The organism is Sphingobium sp. RS1, assembly GCF_056156825.1.
Map to the genome: position 1 here is coordinate 3614708 of NZ_JBLZXE010000002.1, position 24985 is coordinate 3639692.

The 24985-nt window shown below is 64.3% G+C and carries 26 protein-coding genes; 7 read left to right on the forward strand and 19 right to left on the reverse strand.

What is annotated here, in order from left to right:
• Nucleotides 1-88: 88 nt before the first annotated feature.
• Nucleotides 89-2263, forward strand: a complete 2175-nt coding sequence (locus ACNHGR_RS19455; protein ID WP_475288143.1) for a TonB-dependent siderophore receptor — start codon at nucleotides 89-91, stop codon at nucleotides 2261-2263.
• 217 nt (nucleotides 2264-2480) lie between these two features.
• On the opposite strand, the gene wrbA is transcribed toward ACNHGR_RS19455, so the two are convergent.
• Nucleotides 2481-3080, reverse strand: a complete 600-nt coding sequence (gene wrbA, locus ACNHGR_RS19460; RefSeq protein WP_475288144.1) for an NAD(P)H:quinone oxidoreductase — start codon at nucleotides 3078-3080, stop codon at nucleotides 2481-2483.
• A gap of 114 nt (nucleotides 3081-3194) precedes the next feature.
• Nucleotides 3195-3914 (reverse strand): pirin family protein, encoded by a 720-nt coding sequence (locus ACNHGR_RS19465; protein ID WP_475288146.1) that lies wholly within the window; start codon nucleotides 3912-3914, stop codon nucleotides 3195-3197.
• Nucleotides 3915-4021: 107 nt separating this feature from the next.
• Between ACNHGR_RS19465 and ACNHGR_RS19470 the strand changes: the two genes are divergently transcribed.
• The 3 genes from ACNHGR_RS19470 to ACNHGR_RS19480 all read left to right on the forward strand — a co-directional run bounded on the left by ACNHGR_RS19470 (nucleotide 4022) and on the right by ACNHGR_RS19480 (nucleotide 6684).
• Complete coding sequence (locus tag ACNHGR_RS19470) at nucleotides 4022-4915, forward strand: LysR family transcriptional regulator (RefSeq protein ID WP_184271006.1); 894 nt, start codon at nucleotides 4022-4024, stop codon at nucleotides 4913-4915.
• 282 nt (nucleotides 4916-5197) lie between these two features.
• The gene (gene ctrA, locus ACNHGR_RS19475) at nucleotides 5198-5905 is read left to right on the forward strand and encodes a response regulator transcription factor CtrA (protein ID WP_155180108.1); all 708 of its coding nucleotides are present in this window, start codon (nucleotides 5198-5200) and stop codon (nucleotides 5903-5905) included.
• Nucleotides 5906-5994: 89 nt separating this feature from the next.
• On the forward strand, nucleotides 5995-6684 hold the full coding sequence (locus ACNHGR_RS19480; RefSeq protein ID WP_475288147.1) for a pentapeptide repeat-containing protein: 690 nt from the start codon (nucleotides 5995-5997) through the stop codon (nucleotides 6682-6684).
• Nucleotides 6685-6807: 123 nt separating this feature from the next.
• Here ACNHGR_RS19480 and ACNHGR_RS19485 read toward each other — a convergent pair whose 3' ends face one another.
• Entirely contained in the window at nucleotides 6808-7554 is a 747-nt protein-coding gene (locus tag ACNHGR_RS19485; RefSeq protein WP_475288486.1) for a hypothetical protein, read from the reverse strand.
• A gap of 114 nt (nucleotides 7555-7668) precedes the next feature.
• Nucleotides 7669-8973 (reverse strand): S8 family serine peptidase, encoded by a 1305-nt coding sequence (locus ACNHGR_RS19490; RefSeq protein ID WP_475288149.1) that lies wholly within the window; start codon nucleotides 8971-8973, stop codon nucleotides 7669-7671.
• Nucleotides 8974-9062: 89 nt separating this feature from the next.
• On the opposite strand from ACNHGR_RS19490, the gene ACNHGR_RS19495 reads away from it, so the two are divergent.
• Both ACNHGR_RS19495 and ACNHGR_RS19500 read left to right on the forward strand, forming a co-directional pair.
• On the forward strand, nucleotides 9063-9551 hold the full coding sequence (locus ACNHGR_RS19495) for an RNA polymerase sigma factor (protein ID WP_311267335.1): 489 nt from the start codon (nucleotides 9063-9065) through the stop codon (nucleotides 9549-9551).
• The gene (locus ACNHGR_RS19500; RefSeq protein WP_475288150.1) at nucleotides 9548-10237 is read left to right on the forward strand and encodes an anti-sigma factor family protein; all 690 of its coding nucleotides are present in this window, start codon (nucleotides 9548-9550) and stop codon (nucleotides 10235-10237) included. The genes ACNHGR_RS19495 and ACNHGR_RS19500 overlap by 4 nt, the downstream gene beginning before the upstream one ends.
• Before the next feature lie 244 nt (nucleotides 10238-10481).
• Here ACNHGR_RS19500 and ACNHGR_RS19505 read toward each other — a convergent pair whose 3' ends face one another.
• From ACNHGR_RS19505 to ACNHGR_RS19540, 8 genes are all read right to left on the reverse strand, one after another.
• On the reverse strand, nucleotides 10482-10787 hold the full coding sequence (locus tag ACNHGR_RS19505) for a DUF3325 domain-containing protein (RefSeq protein ID WP_475288152.1): 306 nt from the start codon (nucleotides 10785-10787) through the stop codon (nucleotides 10482-10484).
• The gene (locus tag ACNHGR_RS19510; RefSeq protein ID WP_475288153.1) at nucleotides 10784-12364 is read right to left on the reverse strand and encodes a PepSY-associated TM helix domain-containing protein; all 1581 of its coding nucleotides are present in this window, start codon (nucleotides 12362-12364) and stop codon (nucleotides 10784-10786) included. Before ACNHGR_RS19510 ends, ACNHGR_RS19505 begins: the two co-directional genes overlap by 4 nt.
• A complete protein-coding gene (locus ACNHGR_RS19515; RefSeq protein WP_475288155.1) occupies nucleotides 12361-12666 on the reverse strand; it encodes a hypothetical protein in 306 nt (101 codons plus the stop codon). Before ACNHGR_RS19515 ends, ACNHGR_RS19510 begins: the two co-directional genes overlap by 4 nt.
• 201 nt (nucleotides 12667-12867) lie before the next feature.
• On the reverse strand, nucleotides 12868-13626 hold the full coding sequence (locus tag ACNHGR_RS19520; protein ID WP_475288156.1) for a metallophosphoesterase family protein: 759 nt from the start codon (nucleotides 13624-13626) through the stop codon (nucleotides 12868-12870).
• A 16-nt stretch (nucleotides 13627-13642) separates the two neighbouring features.
• Nucleotides 13643-14197 (reverse strand): dCTP deaminase, encoded by a 555-nt coding sequence (gene dcd / locus ACNHGR_RS19525; protein WP_475288157.1) that lies wholly within the window; start codon nucleotides 14195-14197, stop codon nucleotides 13643-13645.
• A 6-nt stretch (nucleotides 14198-14203) separates the two neighbouring features.
• The gene (locus tag ACNHGR_RS19530) at nucleotides 14204-14665 is read right to left on the reverse strand and encodes a cytidine deaminase (RefSeq protein ID WP_475288159.1); all 462 of its coding nucleotides are present in this window, start codon (nucleotides 14663-14665) and stop codon (nucleotides 14204-14206) included.
• Nucleotides 14665-15348, reverse strand: a complete 684-nt coding sequence (locus ACNHGR_RS19535) for a GH25 family lysozyme (protein ID WP_475288160.1) — start codon at nucleotides 15346-15348, stop codon at nucleotides 14665-14667. The genes ACNHGR_RS19530 and ACNHGR_RS19535 overlap by 1 nt, the downstream gene beginning before the upstream one ends.
• Before the next feature lie 13 nt (nucleotides 15349-15361).
• Complete coding sequence (locus ACNHGR_RS19540) at nucleotides 15362-15844, reverse strand: UPF0262 family protein (protein WP_184271042.1); 483 nt, start codon at nucleotides 15842-15844, stop codon at nucleotides 15362-15364.
• A 113-nt stretch (nucleotides 15845-15957) separates the two neighbouring features.
• Between ACNHGR_RS19540 and ACNHGR_RS19545 the strand changes: the two genes are divergently transcribed.
• A complete protein-coding gene (locus ACNHGR_RS19545) occupies nucleotides 15958-17442 on the forward strand; it encodes a replicative DNA helicase (protein ID WP_184271045.1) in 1485 nt (494 codons plus the stop codon).
• A gap of 132 nt (nucleotides 17443-17574) precedes the next feature.
• Here ACNHGR_RS19545 and ACNHGR_RS19550 read toward each other — a convergent pair whose 3' ends face one another.
• From ACNHGR_RS19550 to cobA, 7 genes are all read right to left on the reverse strand, one after another.
• A complete protein-coding gene (locus tag ACNHGR_RS19550; RefSeq protein ID WP_475288162.1) occupies nucleotides 17575-19380 on the reverse strand; it encodes a DUF885 domain-containing protein in 1806 nt (601 codons plus the stop codon).
• A 100-nt stretch (nucleotides 19381-19480) separates the two neighbouring features.
• On the reverse strand, nucleotides 19481-20737 hold the full coding sequence (locus ACNHGR_RS19555; protein WP_184272502.1) for a chloride channel protein: 1257 nt from the start codon (nucleotides 20735-20737) through the stop codon (nucleotides 19481-19483).
• A 229-nt stretch (nucleotides 20738-20966) separates the two neighbouring features.
• Nucleotides 20967-21752, reverse strand: a complete 786-nt coding sequence (locus ACNHGR_RS19560) for a phosphoadenylyl-sulfate reductase (RefSeq protein WP_184271051.1) — start codon at nucleotides 21750-21752, stop codon at nucleotides 20967-20969.
• Nucleotides 21745-22185 (reverse strand): DUF934 domain-containing protein, encoded by a 441-nt coding sequence (locus tag ACNHGR_RS19565; protein ID WP_475288163.1) that lies wholly within the window; start codon nucleotides 22183-22185, stop codon nucleotides 21745-21747. Before ACNHGR_RS19565 ends, ACNHGR_RS19560 begins: the two co-directional genes overlap by 8 nt.
• Nucleotides 22178-23809 (reverse strand): nitrite/sulfite reductase, encoded by a 1632-nt coding sequence (locus tag ACNHGR_RS19570; protein WP_475288488.1) that lies wholly within the window; start codon nucleotides 23807-23809, stop codon nucleotides 22178-22180. Before ACNHGR_RS19570 ends, ACNHGR_RS19565 begins: the two co-directional genes overlap by 8 nt.
• A 2-nt stretch (nucleotides 23810-23811) precedes the next feature.
• Nucleotides 23812-24108, reverse strand: a complete 297-nt coding sequence (locus ACNHGR_RS19575; protein WP_475288164.1) for a DUF2849 domain-containing protein — start codon at nucleotides 24106-24108, stop codon at nucleotides 23812-23814.
• A complete protein-coding gene (cobA, locus tag ACNHGR_RS19580) occupies nucleotides 24105-24932 on the reverse strand; it encodes a uroporphyrinogen-III C-methyltransferase (RefSeq protein WP_475288166.1) in 828 nt (275 codons plus the stop codon). The genes ACNHGR_RS19575 and cobA overlap by 4 nt, the downstream gene beginning before the upstream one ends.
• Nucleotides 24933-24985: the final 53 nt, after the last annotated feature.

Genomic DNA, 24985 nt, shown 5'->3' on the forward strand with positions numbered 1-24985 from the left:
ATCGGCCTCCCGGTCACGGATGCCGCCACGGCTCGGGCCTTTTCCCGGCCGAAGGCGGTGCCGCAAAATTCCTATCGGGGGTTGCATCATGATTCGGACATTCACTCTCCTGCTGAGCGCGTCGGTTGTCGCGTTCGCTGCCATGCCTGCGGCCGCGCAGACGCCGGCCGATGCGGCGCCAACTGAGGATGAGATCGTCGTTACCGGCACCTATACGCTGCCGAACAAGATCGACACCGCCACGGGCCTGGGCCTCACCATGCAGGAAACGCCGCAGTCGGTCAGCGTCATGACCGCCCAGCGTATCCTCGACCAGAATCTCATCAGCGTAAAGGATGTCATCATCAACAGCGTCGGCGTGTCCGCCAATGAAGTCGACGATGTCCGCAACAATTTCTACGCGCGCGGCTTCGAAATCCGCAACACGCAGGTCGACGGCGTCCCGGCGGCCTGGACGCTGGCGGGCGGCAATGGTGAAACCAGCATCGACGTGTCGATCTATGAGCGGGTGGAAATCGTGCGCGGCGCGACCGGCCTGCTGTCGGGCGCGGGCGATCCGTCGGCGTCGGTCAATCTGGTCCGCAAGCATGCCGACGCCACGGACCTGACCGGCTATGTCAATGCCAGCATCGGCAGCTGGAACACCTGGCGCATATCGGGCGATGTGGCCGGCGCCCTGACTTCCGATGGCCGCATCCGCGCCCGCCTGGTCGGCCGCTATGAGGAAGGCGAAAGCTATATCGACCTTCAGAAAAAGAAGAAGTGGGTGGTCTATGGCGTGGTCGATGCCGACCTGACCGACAGCACGCTGATCCGCGTTGGCATGAGCCATCAGGACACCAAGCCCAAGGGCGCGACCTGGGGCGCGCTGCCGACCTTCTACACCGACGGCACCACGACGAACCTGTCCCGTTCGCAGAGCACGGCGGCGGACTGGACCTACTGGAACACGACCAACCAGAATATCTTCGCCACCGTCCGCCAGGAATTTGGCGACAAGTGGAACCTGACGGTCAATTACAACCGCCTGAAGAATACCGGCGATACCCAGCTTCTCTATCTCTACGGCAATGTCGACAAGGCGACCGGCACGATCGAGAGCAGCAATCCCTACAAATCCAAGGGTGACAGCGTCCAGAACAGCATTGATGCGCAACTGAAGGGCTCCGTCAGCCTGTTCGGTCGCGATCATGAGGTCGTGCTGGGCGCGCTGCACAGCGTATTGAAGCGCCATACCGACAATTATGTCGCGCCCTATACGCAGAATAATCCGGCCTGGGGCGACGGCCTCAACAGCTGGGCGACGAATGTGCCGGTGATCGGTGCGGGCGGCGCGGACTTCCCGGAACCGACCTGGGGCACCGCCGCCGTGCGCAACGAGCAGGAGCGGATCGAGCAGACGGGCTATTATGGCGCCTTCCGCCTCAATGTCGCCGATCCGTTCAAGGTCATCCTGGGTGGCCGCATTTCCAGCTGGAACCAGAAGGGCTTCGCCTGGAGCGGTCCCAGCGACTATGGCGATGACAATGTGTTCATCCCCTATGTCGGCGCGCTGTATGATGTGACGTCCAACCACCGCGTCTATGCAAGCTATACCAAGATCTTCCAGCCGCAGAATCTTTATGATCGCAATTTGCAGCTGCTCGATCCGCTGGACGGCAATGCCTATGAAATCGGCCTGAAGAGCAGCTTCTTCGGCGATGCGCTGCAAACTTCGATCGCGCTGTTCCGCATCGAACAGGATAATGTCGGTCAGATCGGCGATGTCATCATTGGTCCCAATGGTCCGCAGCAGACCTATGTCGCGGCCGAAGGCGTGACCAGCAAGGGCTTCGAACTGGAAGCGACCGGCCAGCCGCTGCCGGGCTGGAACGTCAATGCCAGCTACAGCCAGTTCAAGGCGGAGGATGCCGATGGCGTGGCAGCGAACACCAACCAGCCGCGCAAGCTGCTGAAGATCTTCACCACCTATGACCTGCCGGGCATGCTCACGGGCCTGACCGTCGGCGGCGGGATCAACTATCGCAGCAAAGCCTATTCGGAAGGGCTGAACCCGGTGACGGCCGCCCCCTTCCGCTTCCAGCAGGACGGCTATACGCTGGTCAACCTGATGGCCCGCTATGCGGTGAGCGAGCAGTTGCAGATCCAGGGCAATATCGAAAATCTGTTCGACAAGAAATATTACAGCCAGATGGGCTTCTTCAGCCAGTATCGCTACGGCGCTCCGCGCAACTTCACGATCAGCGCCAACTACAAGTTCTGAACTGCGGTTCAGCGCGTGCATGAAAGGGCCGGGGGCGATCCTCCGGCCCTTTTTCGTGAGACATCGGGGTGCACGGAATGTCTGACATCCGGCCCTGTCGCGCAGAAAAGGGGCTGGCGCATAGTCCCGATGCGCCAGCCCCTTACGACCGTGACAAAGCCCTGATGCGACCCATGGCTTCTGACCTGCCGCGCCGGTTAGACGGCGCGGTCGGCGATCAACCGTGCAGTTTGATCGCGGTTTCGGCGATGCGGCGGCCCTGATAGCGGGCGCCGTCCAGTTCCTCTTCGCTTGGCTGGCGGCTGCCGTCGCCATCGGCCAGCGTGGTCGCGCCATGGGGCGATCCGCCGCGCACCTTGTCCACGCCCATTTGCCCTGCAAAGCCATAGTCGAGGCCGACGATGGTCATACCGAAATGCAGCAGGTTGGTGATGATCGAGAAGAGCGTGACCTCCTGACCGCCATGCTGGCTGGCGGTGGAGGTGAAGGCACCACCAACCTTGCCATTCAGGGCGCCGCGCGCCCACAGGCCGCCAGCCTGGTCGAGGAAGGAGGCCATCTGGCTGGACATGCGGCCAAAGCGGGTGCCGGTGCCGACGATGATCGCATCATAGTCGGCGAGTTCCGCGACGGTCGCGATTGGCGCTTCCTGATCCAGCTTGAAATGCGCGTTCTGCGCGACTTCCAGCGGGGCGGTTTCGGGCACGCGCTTGATGTCGACGGTCGCGCCGGCCGATGCCGCGCCTTCGGCCACGGCCTTCGCCATGGTTTCGACATGACCGTAGGAGGAATAATAGAGAACCAGAACCTTAGCCATGATGCGTCTCCTGTTCGATGGGTGGGAAAAGGGGTGGCCGCTCACCGGGGTTGAGGGGATGATGAGCGGCCCGGCCCGTCCTAGGGGAGGGGAAATGGACGGGCCAAAGGGGTGCTAGAGGCTGTCCACCAGAACGATTTCCGCGTCCTCGACAGCCTTGATGATGATCGGCGCGCCGCTGATGATCGCCGCGCCGTCGCGGGCCTCGAAGGGCTGGCCGTCAATCTCGATCCGGCCCGTCGCCGCGACCAGATAGAGATGGCGACCTTCCTGCGTGGCATAGGTCACGCTTTCACCCGCCTTGACCGTGCCGCCCAGCAGGCGAGCGTCGGCACGGATGCGCAGTGCTTCCTTGTCATCGTCATAGCCGCTGGCCAGAACCTGTAGCTTGCCGGAGCGGTCGCCCTTTGGAAAAGGCTTGGCGCCCCAACTGGGCTGGCCGCCGCGTGCACGGGGGATGACCCAGATCTGGAACAGGGTGGTGGTTTCATCTTCCAGATTATATTCGGCGTGGCGGATGCCGGTGCCGGCCGACATCACCTGAACGTCGCCCGCTTCCGTGCGGCCCTTGTTGCCCAGGCTGTCCTGATGCGTGATCGCGCCGGTGCGGACATAGGTGATGATTTCCATGTCGGCATGGGGATGCGGCGGAAAGCCCGATCGCGGGCCGATCTCATCGTCATTCCAGACCCGGATCGCGCCCCAGTGGACACGGTCTTTGTCATGATAGTCGGCGAAGGAAAAATGATGGCGCGCATTCAGCCAGCCATGGTCGGCATGGCCAAGCGACGCGAAGGGGCGGCGCTCGATGCGGCTCGCTATGGTCGTGGTCATACTAAAGTGCCTTTCGGTGCGGAGGCGGATGCTTCCGCTTGCTTTCCGCTAATCTAGCCATCAGGATCGTTTCTTAAACCGGCAGCTTTGAAACGGATTGTTTCCCAATGCGACTACCTGATTTTGAAGCCTGGGCGATGTTTGCCGCCGTGGTGGAACATCGCAGTTTCACCGACGCGGCCAAGGCGCTGAGCGTGTCCAAGGCGACCGTGTCGAAGGCGGTGACGCGGCTGGAGGAGCATCTGGACACCAGCCTGTTCAACCGTACCAGCCGCCGTCTGGCGCTGACCGAAAGCGGCAAGCGGCTGGCCGATCATGCCCAGCGTATATTGGTGGAAGGGCAGGCGGCGGAAGAGGCCGCAAGGGACGAGACGGCGGAACTGTCCGGCGTGGTGCGGCTCGGCGCGCCGATGACCTTCGGCCTGCTCAGGATCGCGCCGCTGGTGGCGAAGTTCACCAAGGAACATCCGCTGGTCGATGTCGACCTGCATCTGTCCGACGCGAAGATCGACATCGTCGAGATGGGGCTGGATGCCACGATCCGCATTGCCGACATGCCCGACAGTTCGCTTCGCGCCCGGCGACTGGCGGATGTGACGATGCATGTCATCGCCTCGCCCGGCTATCTGGACGAACGGGGACGGCCGCAACATCCTTCCGACCTCGGTACTCATGACTGCCTCTGCTATTCCAACGTGACGGCGCCCGACGTGTGGCGATTTGCCGGTCCCGGACAGCAGAATGTGGTGGTGCAGGTGCGCAGTCGCATCACGGTGAACAGCGGGGAGGCTATGCTGCCGGCGTTGCGCATGGGTGTGGGCGTGGCACGCCTGCCCGACTTCATCATCGGCGACGCGCTGGCCAAGGGGGAGGTGGAGGAAATCCTCACCGACTGGCGCCCCGCGCCCTTCGGCCTGCATCTGGTGACGCCGCCGTCGCGCCTGCGCCCGGCGCGTGTCGATGCGCTGCTGGACTTTCTGACCCGCCATCATGGCTGTTAACCCGGATCAGGGCGACGGTAAGATTTTTTTCAGCATAGTTGCCCGAACGATAAGGCGCGAGGAGCGCCGACTGGCCTCGTTTCGCAGGTGAATCTATCTTGACTCCGGGCCAACCGTTGCGGCCTCAACCCTTTGTAAATAGATTCGAATTGGCACGACTCGTGGATTCCTGCCGGTTAGCGAAAAATTAACCTTTGTCCTTCAGAAGTTTTTTGGTTAATGAATTGGAGCAGAAGCCGTTCTGGTGGGGTGAACGGGACTGCTACTGACAAGGGGCTTCACATGCGCGTGCTGCTGATCGAGGACGAACCTACCACTGCCAAGGCGATCGAGCTGATGCTCACGACCGAGGGGTTCAATGTCTATACCACCGACCTGGGCGAGGAAGGCCTGGATCTGGGCAAGCTGTATGATTATGACATCATCTGCCTGGACCTGAACCTGCCGGACATGCACGGCTATGACGTGCTCAAGAAGCTGCGCGCGGCCAAGGTGCAGACGCCGGTGCTGATCCTGTCGGGCATTTCGGAAATGGACAGCAAGGTCCGTTCCTTCGGCTTCGGCGCCGACGATTATGTGACTAAGCCCTTCCACCGCGAGGAACTGATCGCGCGCATCCACGCCGTCGTCCGCCGGTCCAAGGGGCATAGCCAGTCGGTCATCCGCACTGGCAAGCTGTCGGTCAACCTGGACGCCAAGACGGTGGAAGTGGACGGCAACCGCGTCCACCTGACCGGCAAGGAATATGCGATGCTGGAACTGCTGTCGCTGCGCAAGGGCACGACGCTGACCAAGGAAATGTTCCTGAACCATCTTTATGGCGGGATGGACGAGCCGGAACTCAAGATCATCGACGTGTTCATCTGCAAGCTGCGCAAGAAGCTGGCGCTGGCCTGCGGCGGCGACAATTATATCGAAACCGTCTGGGGCCGCGGCTATGTGCTGCGCGATCCGGACGAAATCCTGGAGGAACAGGCCAAGGTCGCCTGATCCGATACGACATATATGGGGGTGAGAAGGCCGGCGTCCGCGAGGATGCCGGCCTTTTCCGTTGGCGCGGCTGCGGTTAGGACGACGACATGGATGATCTTTTTGCCGACCGCTCGATCAGGGAGCAGACGCTGGGTCGCAGCGATATCGCCGCGCTGGCCGGGACAATGCCCCATCATCTGATCGACTGCGATCTGGATGAGGTCGACCTGTCGGGGCTGGACCTGTCACGCTGGACATTCGAGCGATGCCAGTTGCGTCGCACCGACCTGACGGGCGCAAAGCTGGACGGGACGCGCTGGCTGTCCTGCCGGGGCGGGTTCGTGACCCTTACCGGCGCGGATGTGCGGGAGGCCGAAGTTACCGCCTGCGACTTCAACAATGGGGTGTTCAGGCGCGCGAAACTGTTCGGCGCGATATTCGAGCGGTGCAAGCTGACCGGCGCGGACCTGACCGATGCCAGCGCGCTGGACGTGGCGTTCAGGGAGACGCTGCTGGTCAATGCGCGATTGCCGGGCTTCTCCTTCCGCAAGCAGGTAGTGACAGCAGTGGATTTCAGTCAGGCGGATCTGGCCAAATGCGATTTTCGCGGCACTTTGTTCGACGGGTGCAGCCTGCGCGATGCAGCGCTGGACGGATGCCGGTTCGATGGCGCGGATCTGCGCGGGGCCGACATCAGCGGGCTGCGACTGGTCAATGCCGGGCTGTTCCGGGGCGCGACCATATCGCGCGAGCAGGCCGGGCAATTGCTGGGCGAACTGGGCCTGAACGTGCACTGACGTGCGTTAAAACGGGGAATGGGCCAGCGACCTCAAAGGCTGCCGGCCCATTCATCAGGCGGAGGGGCTTTGGACAAGCGGTGTGGAACGTGGCCGCTTGTCCGCATGCCCCGGCGGGGTCAATCAGTCCGCCTGATCGGGGGTGTCATTGCTGCTGGTGCCGCCGGTCGAACCCTGGCCGCTGGCCTGACCCGACAGCGATCCGCTGGCGTCGATCGAAGCGGCGTTGTTCACCGCCCCCGTCGCCTGACCAGCGGCATTGCCGGCGGCCGAACCAGCGCGATCCTTGACCGCAGAGACGCGATCGCGGCTGTTGCCTACCGCCGTACCGGCCCGGTCACGGGCGCTGGCCACGGTGCCAGTTGCCCGATCACGGGCGGCACCAGCGGTTTCAGTGGCACGATCACGCGCCGCTCCGGCGGTTTCGGTTGCCCGATCACGGACGGCGCCGGCCGTGTCGGTGGCGCGATCCCGGACCGAGCCGACGGCGCCCCGCGCATCATTGGTGCCGAGCGTGTCGACCGCCAGGCTGCCATCGGCCGAGCCGCTGGCCGAGCCCGATGTGCTGGCGCTGCGGCTCTTGCCCTTGCGGGTGGCGGAACCGCTGGCGGCGCCATCGGCGCGGCCACGGCTCGATCCGCTCGCGCCGACGCGGCCATTGTCGAGATCGACGCTGCGGTCGAGGCTGCCGGCGCCGCCCAGCGTGCCACCCAGCGAACCGCCAAGGCCGCCACTGCCGCTACCGCCCAGCGCGCCCCCGAGCGAACCACCCAGACCGCCACCACCGCCGCCGCCCAGCAACTGCGCCGAAGCGGGCGCCGTCGACAGCGCGGCGAGGCAGGCTGCGGCGATCAGATATTGGGCTTTCAGATACCGGGCTTTCATCTCATGTCTCCTTCATCAATGTCGTTGTGATGAAAGGAGAACGGGAGCAGCCTTCGCTTTAATCCCGGTGCCGATAAAATATTTTCAACCTACTGATAATCAGTCGTTATTTCTGCAATTTCCGCAAATGACCGGCGCCTGCCCCTTGCGGCTGGGGCCGGCTTCGGCACGCAGGGCGGCCAGAGTGCCGCGCGTGAACAGCCGGCCAGCGACCAGCGGTGCGGCGAAGCTGGTGCCACGCACCCCCGTCTTGCCGTCCTGTGTGTCGGCCGCCTGCATGTCCGCCCCCGGTGCCGCGAAATCGACATGGAGCGCGCGTCCCGCTTCAGGCAGGGTTCGACCGCGCCCGTCTATGCCGGTGACGGCGATGACGCCGGGATAGGAGGCGGGGTAGGCCGGCGGCGCGGCCGGACCATCATTGCCGACTGCCGCCACGACCGTCACGCCCTTGTCCCGTGCCAGCCGGATCGCGCCGTCGAGCAGCGGATTGGCCGGGCCGACCAGACTGACCGTCACCACGCGCACGCCGCGCGCCGCCATCCATCCCAGCGCACGGACGATGGAGAAGGCCCCGCCACCGGCCGGGTCGTCGCCATAGACATCCGCCACCAGCAAAGGTGCGCCCGGTGCGGCGCCGCGCACCAACCCTTCACCGCTGATGAGCGAGGCGACGGCCGTGCCATGGCTGCTGGCGCGGGGCGCGCCCGACGCGAAGCCGCGCTGCTCGATGGCAGGCCCAAGCGAAGGATGGCGGCCCACGCCGCCGTCGATCAAGCCGGCGATCCGGCCATCAATCCGACCGCCACCGGCCAGCGCCGTACCTGTCAGCGCCAGCGCCGGGCCGCTGGGGAAATAGAGATTGTCCGCGCTCGCCTGCGCGCGGGGCGCAATCTTGCGCACGTCACGCAGCGCGCGGGCGAGGCTCCTGTCTTTGGGCAGAGTCAGGCGGGTGATGGGCAGGTCGATGCCCTCCACCGTCTCGCTCTCCACACCATAGCCCGCTGTACGCAGCGCAGCGACGGCCGCATCATCGGCGCCGGTCAACAGGATCACGCCGCGCCGGGCCGGTTCGCGCCGGTCGTCCAGCTCGATCCGGTCGCCATGCCGGCGCAGAAGGTCGCTGATCCGCGCGGCGCGCGCTGCCGCCAGCCGATCGGCCAGCCGGGCGGGGCTGAGCCTGTCCAGCCCGGTCGCGTCCACCGCCGATCCGATTCGATCCCCGACCTGATCCAGCGTGTCGGGCACGGCCTGACCGACCGTGCCCAGGCTGCCGCCACCGGGCAGCAACTGGGCCTGCGCGTCCGAGAGGGACGCCGGCGCCAGCAGGATCAGGCCCGCCATCATCCAGGGACGCGTCAGCTTCATGTCCGTCTCACCGATCCTTTCCTGTGCAAAATCATCCATTGCGAAAAAATGTCCATTCGTCATCTGTCGTCCGGGATGAAACGGATGGGCTGGCGCGTTTCATCCTTCGAACAAGCGACGGAGTATCGATGTCATTCGAACGCGACCTGCTGGCGATCCTGCCCCGGCTGCGGCGCTTTGCCGCCAGCCTGTCGCGGGATCGCGCCGATGGGGACGATCTGTGCCAGGCCGCGTTGGAGCGTGGCCTCAAGGCACGCGATCAGTGGCAGCCGGGCACCCGTCTGGATAGCTGGATGTACCGGATCATGCGCAACCTGTGGATTGACGAGGCCCGCGCTCGCCAGCGCGCGGCAAAGACTTTTGCCCCGGAGGAGGCGGGCCTGACCGTCGGCCATGCCGGCGATCGCGATGTGGAGGCGCATATGATGCTGTCCGACGTCGACCGGGCGATGCAGGCCCTGCCCGAAGAACAGCGCGAGGCGATCGCGCTCGTGCTGGTGGAAGGGCTTTCCTACAAGGAGGCGGCGGCGGTGCTGGATATCCCCATGGGCACGCTGACATCGCGGCTGGTCCGGGGACGCGGCGCATTGTTGGAATTGATGGGAGAAGCGGCATGACGGATATCGACGAAGCCATGCTGATCGCGCTGGTCGACGGCGAACTGGACGAGGTGAACCGCCGCCGGGTGGAGCGTGCCGCAGCGGGCGATCCGGCTCTGGCCGAAAGGCTGGCGCAGCATCGGCGGCTGCGGGAACGGCTCGCAGGCCATTATGCGCCGGTCGCGCAGGAACCGGTGCCTGATCGGTTGCGTAGCTTGCTGGAAGCGAGCGAGACGGTGGTGCCGATGGTGGGACCCGCCCGGCGCTGGGGCGGCTGGGCGATGGGTGGCGCGATCGCCGCCAGCCTGCTGCTGGGCCTTGGCGTGGGCCGCTTTTCCGGCGGAGAGGCCGGACCGGTCGGCATGAAGGACGGCGTGATGGTTGCTCAAGGGCAACTGGCCAGCGCGCTCGATGGCCAGTTGGCGTCGGCGCAGGATGGCGCGGCGATCCGCATCGGCCTGACCTTCCAGCGCAAGGGCGGCGGCTGGTGCCGCAGCTTCGATGGCGCGATGGCGGGCGTGGCCTGTCGCGAGGATGCTGGCTGGCAAGTGCAGCAGATGCTGCCGGGGGTGGGGCAGGAAACGGCCTATCGTCAGGCATCTTCCGCCGACGCGCGGGTGATGGCGACGGTGGATGCACTGATCGCCGGTGCGCCGGTCGATGCTGCGGGGGAGAAGGCGGCGGTTGCGAAGGGGTGGCGGTAAGAGGCTAAAGCACGATGAGCTAAGGTTGACCCACTCCGTCATTGCGAGCGTAGCGAAGCAATCTACGGTCACGCGCATGGATTGCTTCGCTACGCTCGCAATGATGATAAAGCGATAAGTTGTCGCGCTCTAAATTCCTCCAAAATCCGTTCAACCTGAGCCTGTCGAAGGGCTTTTCTTCTTTGGCGTCGAGAAGAGAGTGGGCTTCGACAGGTTCAGCCTGAACGGAATCTTCTTGGGGCGATCATGTCTTTGGCGCTGGTTTCACCTTGGCCGGCTGGCGCGATATCGCACGATTCAGGCGGAACAGGACCAGCCCGGCGCCCAGTGTCAGATGGCCGCACCACGCAACCGCGCCATAGCCCGCCCCCAGGCCGATCATGTCGACAGCCAGTGCCGCCAGCAACAGGGCGCTGCCCGCGTGGCGCAGCATGCGGCTCGTGCCCGCATCCAGCTTGCGGCCGATCAAATCGGGCTGGTGGCGCACCATGGCGGCACACAGGCAGGCGAAGCCGATGATGCAGAGCGCGATGGCGATGATGTGGGTCATGCGGTGGCCAGTTCTTCCTTGATCGCGCGCGCGCGGCGCGGCGGCTTTGCGGTGGTGGCGCGGGCAGCCTTGCGGGCGGCGAAGCCGAAGCCGGCGGCGAGCATCAGCATGGCGATGTCGAAGGCGACGAACAGCCAGTCGCCCGACAACAGGCCCATGATGCCGTTGCGCGGCACTGTCAGCGCATTGATGACCGGGACAGCAGCGAACAGGCCGCCGGCCAGCGCCAGGCTTTCCACCCAGGCGCGCTTTTCGGGACGGGCGATGGCCCAGACCAGCGTTGCACCCCACAGGATGAAGAGGCTGTGGATTTCCCATTCCGCGCGCCCGGCCATGCCCAGCGGCAGCAGGCGGTTGGCGAGGAAATAGGCGGCGATGCCCGCAGGCAGACCGGCGATGGCGGCGATATTCATGCGGCTGACGATGCGGAAGCCGACATGCGGGCGCGCCGGGTCGGCCAGCTTCGCGCGGCGCTTGACCGTCCACAGGACAAGGCCGCTGCCGACCATGACGGTGCCGCCGATGCCGGACAGGAAATAGAGCCAGCGCAACCCCCAGCCGGCGAAGCGGCCAGCGTGCAGGCCGATCATCACGCTTTGCGTCTGCATCGCGCCGCCAGCCGTGGGGCTTTCTTCCAGCAGGTCGCCGGTGGCGCCGGAAAAGACCAGGCTTTCGCCGCGCGATCCGATCGCGCCGCTGGAGGCGCGGGTCAGGGTGATGCTGCTGTTCTGGTCGCCGGGCAGGGCGACGCGGACCGATCCGACCTCCGCGCCGTTCCAGCGCTGGCTGGCAATCTCTATCAGCGGCGCCACCGGAACCAGCGGCGCAGCGATGCCGGAACGCTCCACCTCCTTGCGGCCGGGGAACACCTCTTCGAAAAACGTGTCGGCCGATGCATAGTTGGCGGCAATGCCCCAGGGCATATATTGGGTCGCAAGCGTGACCAGCCCGGTATAGGTAATCATCAGATAGAAGGGCAGGGCGAAGACGGCGGTGACATTATGCGCGTCGAGCCAGCTGCGCTGCCCCTTGCCAAAGCGCAGCATGAAGAAGTCGGCAAAGATCTTCTTGTGGGTGACGATGCCGCTCAGGATCGCGATCAGCATGAACATCGCGGCGACGCCGACCAGATAGCGCGCCCAGTGGACCGGGATATAATGCAGGTCGAAATGGAAGCGGTAGAGGAAGAAGCCGCCACGGGTGTCGCGCGCGGTGACCGGCTGTCCCTGGCCGTCCAGCGTGGCGCTGGTGTCGCCGCGCCGGCCCCTTTTGCGGGGTGGCTCGCCCTCCACCTTGCGGGGTTGCCAGAAGGTGCTGACCGTGGGGCTGCGCGCTGACGGGGGCGATATGAACCAGCTTTCCGCGTCGGGCTGGGTGCGGTGAAGATAGGTTATCGCCGCCTGCGTGGCTGCCTCATGATCGGGCGCGGCGGTCACTTCCGGCTTCATCCAGCGGCTGATTTCCTCCTGGAAATAGGCCGCTGTGCCGGTCACGAACATGGCGAACAGCAACCAGCCGAACAGCAGTCCGGTCCAGGTGTGGAGCCAGGCCATCGATTGCCGGAACCCGTCCTTCACAGCCGGCCTCCGATCTGGAGCGACAAAGCGAGCGCGCCGCCGTGCAAGGCGGTGCTGCCGATCATCCAGACCCAGACTTTCGTGGTCGACCGGGCGTGGAAGATCGCCATGGCGATCAGCGCGAAGATGAAGAAGGAGGCGAGGGTTGCGGCAATGCTGGCTTCTGCGCGAGCCAGCGGCAGGTGACGGGCCAGCAGGGCGGTGACGATGGCGGTCAGGGCATAGTTGAGCGGGATCGCGGCCAGGATGCGGCTGGCAACCGCCAGTCGATATTGGGGTGGGGGAGAAGCCCTGGAAGCCATGTCGATCAGTCCACTCTATGCTGACAAGTTAATGATAATAACTCGCAAGAGCGGTTAGGCGACGGATCGAGCCCTGTCTAGCCGAAAATTGGAAAAGGAGAGGCGGCACCGCATGATGTTCGATACCAGTGATCGACAATAGGGAGAGGGGCACCGTTCAACGCGACATGTTTGTCGCGCACTATCGCCATGTGGCCCTGTTCAGGCGCTGGTCTGGATCACCCAGCGGTCGGTACCTTCAAGGCCAAGGGCGGTGAGCCGCCCGGACAGGAAGGCGCCGGTGTCGATGCCGATGCGCCCGGCCCGTTCGTCCACATCCGGGCTGATGCTGTGGCCATGGACGATCATCATCGGGTGCTGGCCGCGATGGTCGAGAAATTCGCGCCTGATCCAGCGCAGGTCGGCCGCGCTCTGATCCTCGATCGGCACGCCGGGGCGGATACCGGCATGGACGAACAGATAGTCGCCCATGGCGATGCTGTCGGGCAATGCATCCAGGAAATCGACATGGGCGCGCGGCACGTTGGCCTGCATCCAGTCGGCAATTTCCTGATCGCTCATGATGCGGAACAACGCCGGGTCGAGGCCGTAGCTGGCGAGCGTGGCGTCCCCCTCCATGCGGCGGAAGACCGGCAGGGCGCGAACGTCGCCGCGCGCCGCCAGGATGAAGGCTTCCTCATGATTGCCCTTCAGGCAGCGGACATCGCCGCCCGATGCCGTCAGCGCCATCACCCGTTCCACCACGGCGCGTGAATCGGGGCCGCGGTCGATCAGGTCGCCCAGCAGGATCAGGCTGATGCGCTTGCGCGGCCGGGCGCTGTCATCCTGCGCGATCAGCGCCAGCAGTTCATCGAGCAGGGCCGTGCAGCCATGCACGTCGCCGATCGCATAGACCCGCCGGTCTGCCCCGATATCGGGCGGAGGCGATGCATTGCGCGCTGCTCTGCGCCAGAACGTCATGGCCGCGATAGTCGCATCACAGGCGGGGAAAAGTCACCCCCTGCTGCCCCATATATTTGCCAGCGCGGTCGGCGTAGCTGACCTCGCACGGCTCATTGCCCTGAAGGAACAGGAACTGGCAGGCGCCTTCATTGGCGTAGATCTTCGCGGGGAGGGGCGTCGTGTTGGAAAATTCCAGCGTCACATGCCCCTCCCAGCCCGGCTCCAGCGGTGTCACGTTCACGATGATGCCGCAGCGGGCGTAGGTGGACTTGCCGAGGCAGATGACCAGCACGTCGCGCGGTACGCGGAAATATTCGACCGTGCGGGCCAACGCGAAGCTGTTGGGCGGGATGATGCAGCAGTCGGTCTTGCGATCGACGAAATTCTTGGGATCGAAATCCTTCGGGTCGACGATCGTGCTGTCGACATTGGTGAAGATCTTGAACTCGTCCGCCACCCGCGCGTCATAGCCATAGGAGGACAGGCCGTAGCTGATGCAGCCCTCGCGCCGCTGGCTTTCCACGAACGGCTCGATCATGCCGTTGGAAAGTGCCTGTTCGCGAATCCATTTGTCGGAAAGAATGGCCATGTCGTGTCAGCTCTTTGTCATGGGGCCGATGCCCAGGTCCGCGGGACCGAAGGCATGGGGGAGGAGGTCTGCGACCTTGAGGTCGAGGATGCGGTCGCCGCTGGGCGTGGCGCAATAGATGGCGAGGGTGCGGCCGGCCATCTGCTCGGCCTCGTTCATGATCTGGCGGCAGCGGCCACAGGGGGTGACGAGTGCTTCCTCGCCGGCATCCATGGCGCCGCCCACAACCGCGATTTCCGTTACGTCACCGAAACGACCTTGCGCGTTGACCGTGGCCAGCGCCACCGTTTCGGCGCAGAGCGACAGGCCGTAGCTCGCATTTTCGAAGTTGCAGCCGGTGACGATGCTGCCGTCGGTCAGGCGCACGGCGGCGCCCACGGCAAAGCGGCTATAGGGGGCGTGGGCATTGTCCATCGCCTCGCGCGCTGCCGCAATCAGTTGTCCAACTCGTTGTTCATTATCGTGCATCAGGGCGCCACCACATTCCACCGGACCGGACCATCGACGCCGTCGATATGCCGCATGTCGCTGGCTGTCCACATCACCCAGGGCCGTGTGGCATAATCGGGCGGGAAGAAATTGCCGTCCAGCCACAGCGTCCGGTTGATGCCCGAGCCGATATCATAGGCCTTGTCGAAATCCTCGCTGACGTTGAGCAGGACGGTCTTGCCCGCATGCCCCTCGACCAGATTGACCATGGTGTTGAGTTCCGACAGCAGCAGGTCGCGGTTCGGCCGGGCGGTGCAGGCCGATGTGAAGGCGAGGCGGATGACCGGGGGCAGCGCGGCATTGTCACGCGGGACAGTGGTCATGAAACGGGTCGCCTGGTCGCTGGCAAGGCGGCAGGGGGTGAATTCGATCAGCGCGCCATAGCGCATGCCGGCCGCCCGCGCGCCCCGCCAGTTGGCGGCAAAGGCCGGGTCACGATGATCGGCGGCGTCGCCCGCGCGGATATAAGCGAAGTCAGCGCCCTGTGCCGCCAGCGTGCCCCAGTCGACCGGGCCATTGTCCGCACTGATGCTGACGCCCTGTACCGGATATTGATCGCGATCGGGCGCCCAGGCGCGCGCATAGAGCCACAGCGCCAAGGCCAGCGCCGCGACCACCGCCAGTCCCGCCCCGATGCGGACCAGCAGGCCACCCAAAGTCACAACCCTGATCGTCTTACCCCTTGATATGCAGCACGCAGATGAGCGTGAAAAGTCGGCGCGCCGTGTCGAAATCGACCTCGATCTTGCCCTCCAGCCGTTCCTTCAGCACCTCCGCCGCATCGTTGTGGATCGCGCGCCGGGCCATGTCCACCGTCTCGATCTGTTGCGGGGAAGCGTTGCTGATCGCCTGATAATAGCTGTCGCAAATGGCGAAATATTCGCGGATCGGGCGGCGGAACCGGCCGAGGCCGAGGATGATCGCCTCCAGCGGCGTGTCATCCTCTCTGTTGATCTCGATCGCCAGCCGCCCGTCCTCGACCCGCAGGACCACCTTATAGGGGCCGGCATAGCCGTCGGCATGCACCCGCTGGGGCGCGAAATGATTATCCTCCAGCAGGTCGAAAATCGCGATGCGCCGTTCCTGCTCCACGTCGGCATTGCGCCACAGGATCGTGCGCTGGTCCAGCTGGATGTCTATGATGCGCGGATCGGCCATATGTTAGCGAACTGTCAGTGCGGCGATGCGCGCCGAAATGCAAGCGGGACTTATCCACAGATGCTTGGGTTTAGCCCCTTGCGCCCATCCGGCCGGGAGAGGAAAGAGGGCAGATGGTCGAACTGCTGAAAATCAATCCCGCCGAAACGGGCGGAACCGAACTGCCGCGCAATGTCGAGGCGGAGGCCGCGCTGCTGGGCGCGATCATGATCGACAATCGCATTGCCGAAGATGTGCAGCTCAAGCTGAAGGCCGAACATTATTTCGAGCCGCTGCATGGCCGCATCTATGACGCGATCATGCGCCTGCTGGACAAGGACATGGTCGCCAATCCGGTGACGCTGAAACCGATGCTGGAGCAGGACCCGGCATTGAAGGAACTGGGCGGCGCGGCCTATCTGGCGCAACTGACCGGCAACGGCGCGGCGCTGATCGGCGCGCGCGACTTCGCAAGTCAGATCTACGACCTCGCCCTGCTGCGCCAGCTTGTCAGCGTCGGTCGGGAACTGGTTGAAAATGCTATGGACACCAGCGAGGATGTTAATCCCCGCGAACAGATCGAGGCGGCCGAAGTCGCGCTCTACAAAGTGTCCGAAGGCGAAGGCGAGACGGGTTCGGTCAAGAGCTTCCTGACCGCATCGACCGCCGCCGTGCAGGTGGCGGAACGCGCGCTCAACAGTGGCGGCCATGTGTCGGGGATCACCACCGGCATCAACAGCCTGAACGCCAAGATCGGTGGTCTGCACAATTCGGACTTGATGATCCTGGCCGGTCGTCCGGGCATGGGCAAGACGTCGCTGGCGACCAACATCGCCTATAATGCGGCGTCACGCTGGCTGCGCGACAATGCGGACGGCATCCCGGCCGAAAAGAATATGGGCGCCAAGACGGCCTTCTTTTCGCTCGAAATGTCGGCCGACCAGCTGGCGACCCGCGTTCTGGCCGAACAGTCGGGCATCTCCGGCGAAGCGCTGCGCATGGGCAAGATCAGCCGTGCGGATTTCCAGAACCTGTCCCGTGCCGCGCGGGACTTGCAGGAATTGCCGTTGTTTATCGACGATACGCCGGGCCTGACGATCGCGGCGCTGCGCACCCGTGCACGTCGTCTGAAGCGTCGCCATGATATCGGCTTCATCGTTGTCGACTATCTCCAGCTGCTCCAGGGTACCGGCCGCGGCAACGAGAATCGCGTGAACGAAATTTCGGAAATTTCCCGTGGTCTGAAGACTTTGGCGAAGGAACTTCACGTGCCGGTGCTGGCGCTGTCGCAGCTCAGCCGCGCGGTGGAACAGCGCGAGGACAAGCGGCCGCAGCTTTCCGACCTTCGCGAGTCCGGCTCGATCGAGCAGGATGCGGATATGGTCTGGTTCGTGTTTCGCGAGGATTATTACGAGGCCGCCAAGGAGCCCAAGCCCGACGACGAGGCCGCCTATGCCGCGTGGAAGGAGAATATGGAGCGCATCTACGGTCTGGCCGAAGTAATCGTCGCCAAACAGCGGCACGGCTCCACCGGCCGCATCCGCATGAAGTTCGACGCCAAGATCACCCGGTTCTCCGACATTGCGGACGACAGCTATCAGGATTTGGATTACGAATAGTCAGTAATAAATCCCGTTCGCTTCGAACCCTTCGGCGGCCGCCTGTGGCGGCCGCTCAGGATAAACTACGTCGAGAATCGGCTGGAATGGCGCTTCCCGTTTCTCGACACGCTCGAAACGAACGGACGTTGGTTAAGCCTTCACCGCCTTGGCGCGTGCTGCCACCCGCTTTTCCAGCATCGACAGCGGCATCGCGCCTTCCTCAAGAATGGCGTGGAACTGTTTGATATCGAAGTCCTTGCCCAGTGATGCCTGCGCATCCTGACGCGCCTTGCTCCATACGCCATGGCCGACCTTGTAACTGGTCGCCTGACCCGGCTGGGTGCAATAGCGTTCGACTTCGCGCTGGCAGCGGGGGCGAGCGAAGCCGGTCTTTTCGACCATATAGTCGGTCGCCTGCTCGCGGCTCCATTTCTTCGCATGAATGCCGGTGTCGACCACCAGCCGGGCCGCACGGAACAGGAACGACTGGAGATAGCCGGCCCGGTCGATCGGCGTTGCATAACCGCCCAGTTCGTCCGCCAGTTGTTCGGCATAGAGCGCCCAGCCTTCGGTATAGGCGCTCATGAAGGCGGTCTTGCGCAGCATCGGCACGTCGCCCGCATTTTGTGCGGTCGAAATCTGGAGATGATGCCCCGGCACGCCTTCATGATAGGTGAGCGAGGGCAGGCCATATTTCGGCCAGTCGCCGACATCCTTCAGGTTGATGAAGTAGATAGCGGGGCGTGATCCATCCAGCGCGGCGCGGTTATAATAGCCGTTGGATGCGCCATCCTGGATCTCCACCGGCACTGCGCGGATTTCCAGCGCAGTGTCAGGAATGGTGGTGAAGGCGTTGGGAAGTTTCGCCTTCATCGCGTCGACGTCGCGATTGAGCTGGGCGAGCAGGGCCGCCCGGCCCTCCGCGCTGTCCGGATAAAGCTGTGCCGGATCGACATTGAGCGCCGCGAGGCGTTCGCCGATCGATCCGCTGGTGCGGCCGGCGCCCTTCAGGATGACGTCCAGCTGGGCGGAAAGGTCGGCGACCTGCTCCAGACCCATGGCGTGAATCTGGTCGGCGGTCAGGTCGGTCGTGGTCGCGCTCTTGAGCGCAGCGGCGTAGATTTCGTCGCCGCGCGGGGTGCGCCAGATGCCGTCGCCCGCTGCCGTCTTGCCACGCAGCGCCTCGATCGCGGCGATCTGTTCATCCAGCGCGGGATAGATGGATTTTTCGACCACCGCTGCCGCCTGCGTCTGCCAGTCGCCGGCCAGCCCCTTGGCTGCCGCGCGCTTGACGAGCGACTGGACCATCGAACTGTCGGCGGCGCTCTGGCCGCGCAGCTTCTTCATCTGGCCAAGGGTGAGGTCGAGCGACCAGCCCGGTGCCAGATAGCCCCGTGCTGCCTCATCCCGCTGGAGCGCGGTGTCGGTGCGCAGATTGCGCGCGAAGGCCTCCAGCCGCGCGACATAGGCATCGCAATCGGCCGTCGCATTGATGGTATGGGCGGTGTTGAGGAAGTCGGGGGTGGAGAAATAGCTGCCGCCCTGCTGGAAGATGCGATAGGGGCGCACCGCGCTGTTCAGGCCGAATTTGGCCGGCGCGATGGTCTGCTGGTCCAGCGCGTAGAGGATGACGTCGAGGTTCAGGCGCTGCGCGTCGGACAGGCTGGCGCTCTTATAGCCCTCCAGCTCCTTGATTGCAGCTTGGGTGGCGGCCAGCCGCTTCATCATCGCCGACTTGCTGTTGTCGTCCAGCTGGCTCTTTGCGCCGGTGCGGGCGCCCTTGTCGAGGCCGAGGCTGGTGACGAAGGCAGGCGACAGGTCCAGCTGGCGCTCGAAGATCGCGGCGAAGGCGGCGGAGAGGCGGGCATCGTCGGCGCCGGCCTGCGCAAAGGTGCGCGGCGCGGCGACGGCGAGCGCAGCGGCGCCGCTGGTGGCGAGGAATTGACGACGGTCCATGGGCGACTCCCTTATGCCTTTGACAATAGGGCCGAGTGTATTGCGCGACTGGCACGATCCGTCCAGCCGATTGCAATATTGTTACGCGGTCGAGACAGATTCAGTGCTTGGGCAGTTCGAACCGCTTGGCGAGGCCGTGATAGAGCCGTTCCTTGCTGACCAGTTGCGCCGAGAAATCGGCGACGAGCGCGGCGGCGAGCAGGGGCATCATCAGGCCGCGGCTGGCCGTCGTTTCGGAAATGATGATGACAGCGGTCAGCGGCGCGCGCACCACGCCGGTGAAATAGGCGACCATGCCCAGCAACACGACCGCGCCCTGCGGATAGGTCGGAAAGAGGCTGCGCAGCATGTCGCCGATGCCGGCACCGACTGACAGCGATGGTGCAAAGATGCCGCCGGGCAGGCCCGACACCGCCGTCGCCAGCGTCGAAACGAACTTGGCCGCGCCGAACCAGAGCGGCACATCATCGCCGCTGATGACATTATGGGCGGTTTCATAGCCGGTGCCCCAGGTGAGGCCGGTCGTCACGCCGACAAGGGCGACGATGATGCCGCAGGCCAGCGCCATGATGACGGGCCGTGCCCGAAGCCACGCGATCGGCGAGAAACTTGTCGTGCCGGACGCCAACATCAGCCGGGAGAAGAGGCCGCCGGCGATGCCGCCCAGAAAGCCGGCGACAGGCGCAGCGATCAGTGCGTCATGGACGCTGAGCGTCTGGCGCATGACGCCGAAATAGACATAGTCGCCGGCCAGACCCAGGCTGACCATGCCGGCGATCAGCACGGCGGCCATGACCAGCAACGTCATGCGCTGCTCATAGGCGGCAGCCAGTTCCTCGATGGCGAAGGCGACACCGGCCAGCGGCGTGTTGAATGCGCCCGCCACGCCGGCCGCGCCACCCGCGATGAAGACGGAAGCGCGCAGAGGAATGCGCATGATCCGGTGGGCATAGCCCATGATGCTGGCAGCGATCTGTACCGTCGGGCCTTCGCGGCCGACCGATGCACCGAACAGCAATGTGCCGATGGTCAGCCAGAATTTGACGAAGGCGGTGCGTGCCGACACCAGCGCCTTCATGCCTTCATCGGGATTGCGCGATGCCGCTATGACTTGGGGGATGCCGGAGCCTTTTGCCGCAGGAGCAATCTTCATCGTGATCCAGGCGAAGCTGGCGAAGCCCAGAGGGGTGACGATCAGCGGCAGCCACCAGCACCAGGCAATCATGCGACGGAACAGCGCACCGGCATGGTCAGCCAGTTCGGCGAAGAGCAGGGCGGTCAGGCCGACCAGCACGGCGCCGGCCAATATGGCGATGCGACGGCGCCAGATCAGCGCTTCGGGGCCATGGCGGCGCATCAGGACACGCAGCCGTCGGCGGTACAGACGCAGCCGTGCGATCACCGAAAATCTGCCATGTCGATTATCTGCCCGCGCTGCGACCCATCAGGCCGGGATGGCGGTGCCATAGCGAGGCACGGCGGGGTATGGAACCCCGCCGACCGGTATCGCTGTAGAAATATCAGAGCATTTTGAAGTTATATGGAACAGATGACGGCTCGCAAAATGCGGGAAACGGATACTTCAATCAGAAGGCTGGCAGGTTGGCCGGGTCCTCTGGATCTACGGCCGGGATCGGCGATACAGGCGAATGAATACCGCATTCCACCTTGTCCCAGCCGCGCCAGCGCCCGGCGCGCGGGTCTTCGCCCGGCATTACCTTGGATGTGCAGGGTTCGCAGCCGATCGACAGATAGCCCTGTGCCTCCAGCGGGTGACGCGGCAGGTTCTCGCGGTCGAAATAGACTTCCAGATCGGCCTTGGTCCAGTCGCCCAGCGGGTTGAGCTTCAGCCGGCCATCCTCCACCTCGAAGCGGGGCAGGTTCTGGCGCGTTACCGACTGGAACGCCTTGCGGCCCGAAATCCAGGCGTCCAGGCCATCCTTGGCGCGCTTCATCGGCTCCACCTTGCGGATTTCGCAGCAGCCATCCGGGTCATAGGACCAGCGCAGGCCCGTTTCGTCCTTCTTCGCGATGACGTCGGCGATCGGCGCGACGGTGCGGCTGTCGGTGAAGCCGAAGCGCGCGATGAGCGTGTCTCGATAGTTGAGCGTTTCGGCGAACATCTTGAGCGTGTCGACGAAAATCACCGGGACATTCCGGTCTGCCTTGGCCACCAGATCGAGCAGCACCGCGCTTTCCGTGCCGAAAGAGGAGACGACGGCGACATTGCCGGCGAGTCCTTCCGCAAACACGGTCTTGAGCATGGTCAGCGTATCGACGCCCTCGAAGCGCGCGTTGAGCGCGTCGGCTTGCCCCTGGGTAAAGGCAGGGCGGGCGTCAATAACATCGATCTGGCGGGCAGGTTCAGCCATCAATTTTCTCCGGATGCCGTTTCGCCCAGACGGGCTGGCGGCCATCGATCGCCTTTTGATAGACGTCGGCATAGCGGTTGAGCGCGCGCTCTACGGCAGCGTCATCCAGCGGCTTTGCAGGGTGGAAACTGTCGAAGCCGCAGCGGCGCATGGCATTGATCTGGTCGACCAGCACATCGCCCACGGCGCGCAATTCGCCCTGATAGCCCGATTCCCGCAGGATGCGCGCAGCCGAATAGCCGCGCCCGTCGCCATAAGCCGGGAAGTTCACTTCGACCAACGACAGGCGATCGAGATGTGGCAGCAGTTCGCGCGCATCCTCGCCCGGCTCGATGCGGACGGCGGTGGCGTTGGACTGGCCGGTGAAGGATTCGACCGTGACGGCGGGTTCCTGCGCGGCTTCACCGTCGCGGAAGGACAGGAACTCAACCATAGATCGCCTCCTTGAAGGGCTTCATGCCTATGCGGCGATAGGTATCGAGGAAGCGCTCCCCGTCGGTGCGCTGCGCGAGATAGATGTCCGTGACCTTCTCGATCGCGTCGACCACGCCATCCTCGGAGAAGCCGGGGCCGGTGATCTGGCCGAGCGACGCATCCTCCGCGCCCGATCCACCGAGCAGCAGCTGGAAATTCTCCACGCCCTTCCGGTCGACGCCCAGAATGCCGATATGGCCGGCATGATGGTGGCCGCAGGCGTTGATGCAGCCCGAAATCTTGAGCTTCAGCTCGCCCAGTTCAGCCTGACGTTCGGCGTCGGCGAAACGCTGCGCGATCTTCTGCGCCAAGGGAATCGAGCGCGCATTGGCGAGCGCGCAATAATCCAGGCCGGGGCAGGCGATGATGTCGGTGATGAGGTCGAGATTCGCTTCGGCCAGCCCTGCTTCTTCCAGCTTTTGCCAGATGGCGTACAGGTCCGCCTTCTTTACATGCGGGAGAACGAGGTTCTGCGCATGGGTGACGCGCAGTTCGTCGAGGCTGTACTGCTCGGCCAGCGTCGCAACCAGTTCGATCTGCTCGGCCGACGCGTCGCCGGGGATGCCGGTCAGCGGCTTCAGGCTGATATTGACGATCGCGTAGCCCGGCACCTTGTGCGCGGCGACCTGACGATCGACCCACAGAGCAAAGGCCGGATCGGCGCGGTCGATCTCTTCGCTCAGGCCCGTTTCATAAGCCGGGTTGGCGAAGAAAGCGCGGATACGATCCAGCTCCTCGATCGGCGGGTTAAGGCCAAGCTCGCGCATATGGGCGAACTCTTCCTCGACCTGCCGCTTATACTCCTCGACGCCGATCTCATGGACCAGAATTTTGATGCGTGCCTTATACTTGTTGTCGCGACGGCCGTAGCGATTGTAGACGCGCAGGCACGCTTCCAGATAGGAGACGATCTCCTCCTCCGGCACGAAGTCGCGGATCAGCGGGGCGACCATCGGGGTGCGGCCCATGCCGCCGCCGGCATAGACTTCGGCACCGATCACACCATCCTTCGACACCAGCTTCAGGCCGATATCGTGCAGGCGCATCGCCGCGCGATCATCGTCTGACGCAATCACCGCGATCTTGAACTTGCGCGGCAGATAGGTGAATTCCGGGTGGAAGCTCGACCATTGGCGCAGCAGCTCGGCCCAGGGGCGGGGGTCCGCCACCTCGTCGGCGCTGACGCCGGCATATTGGTCGGAGCTGATGTTGCGGATGCAATTGCCGCTGGTCTGGATTGCGTGCATCTCGACGGTCGCCAGTTCGGCGAGGATGTCGGGCGCGTCGGCCAGCTTGATCCAGTTATATTGCAGGTTCTGGCGCGTGGTGAAGTGGCCATAGCCCTTGTCATATTTGGCCGCGATCTCGCCCAGCTTGCGCATCTGCTTGCCGCTGAGCGTGCCATAGGGGATGGCAACGCGCAGCATATAGGCGTGAAGCTGAAGGTAGAGGCCGTTCATCAGCCGCAGCGGCTTGAACTGGTCCTCCGTCAGCGCGCCGGTCAAGCGGCGCTGCACCTGATCGCGAAATTCATCGACACGGGCGTCGACGATGGACTGGTCGTAGCTGTCATAGCGATACATGGTCAGATCACCCAATTGCCGGCGTCGGCATCATTCGGTTTGAGATTGAGGTCGGGGCGCACCGTCGGGCCGAGGGCACGGATACGGTCCTTGATATGGGCCGGACGCACGCCTTCGTCCGTGACGGTCGCATCGATCACATAGGCGCCCACGACGCGCAGCGCGGCTTCCTCGGTGCGGGCGATGTCGTCGCCATGATCGCCGACGTCGGCGCTGTCGCCGACCTGTCGCGACCAGCCGTCGCCTGCCCACCAGATGACGTCGCCGCTCACCAGGTCATTGCCCGTCAATATCTTCATTCTACCCATTTCCCATCCGGTCCGGTCGTTGCCGGGCCTTCGATATTCAATGCCCCATGCAGACAGCTATCGCGATAGGCGATCAGGCTGTCCTGCGCCAGCGCATGCGCCGCCACTTCACCGACAACGATCAGCGCCGGGCTGACCACCTTTTCCCGCACCACCATATCGCCCAGATCGGCGAGCAGGGTGCGCAGAGTCCGCATGTCCGCGCGCGTGCCATTTTCCAGCACCGCCACTGGCAAGTTCGGCGATACGCCGTCGGCGATCAGCTTGTCGGCGATGTCGGCGGCAGTCGCGACGCCCATATAGATGACGAGCGTGCGCCCTTTACCCGCCAGGCCGGACCAGTCCTGATCCGTCAGCCCCTTGCACTGGCCGGCCACGAAGCTGACCGCGCTGGATGCTTCGCGATGGGTCAGGGGGAGTTGCGCGGACGCAGCGCTACCGATCGCGGCGCTGATGCCCGGTACGACCTCCACCGGCACGCCGGCGGCGCGGCAGGCATCGACTTCCTCGCCGCCCCGGCCGAAGATGAAGGGATCGCCGCCCTTCAACCGCACAACGCTGCGCCCTTCGCGGGCGAAGTCGACGAGAAGTTGGTTGATCGCCTCCTGCGGCATGGAATGACGGCTGCGCTGTTTGGCGACCGAAATGAATTCGGCATCCGGCGATGCGAGGGCAAGAATGGCGTCCGACACTAGGCCGTCATGCACGATCACGTCGGCCGCGCCGATCAGGCGCGCAGCCTTAATGGTCAGCAGGTCCGGATCGCCGGGGCCTGCGCCTACCAGATGGACGGTCGAGGATGCTTTATCAGCCATGATGGCCAGATGGCGAAAGCGGACGCCAAGTTCAATTCAGAATGGGTATGCAG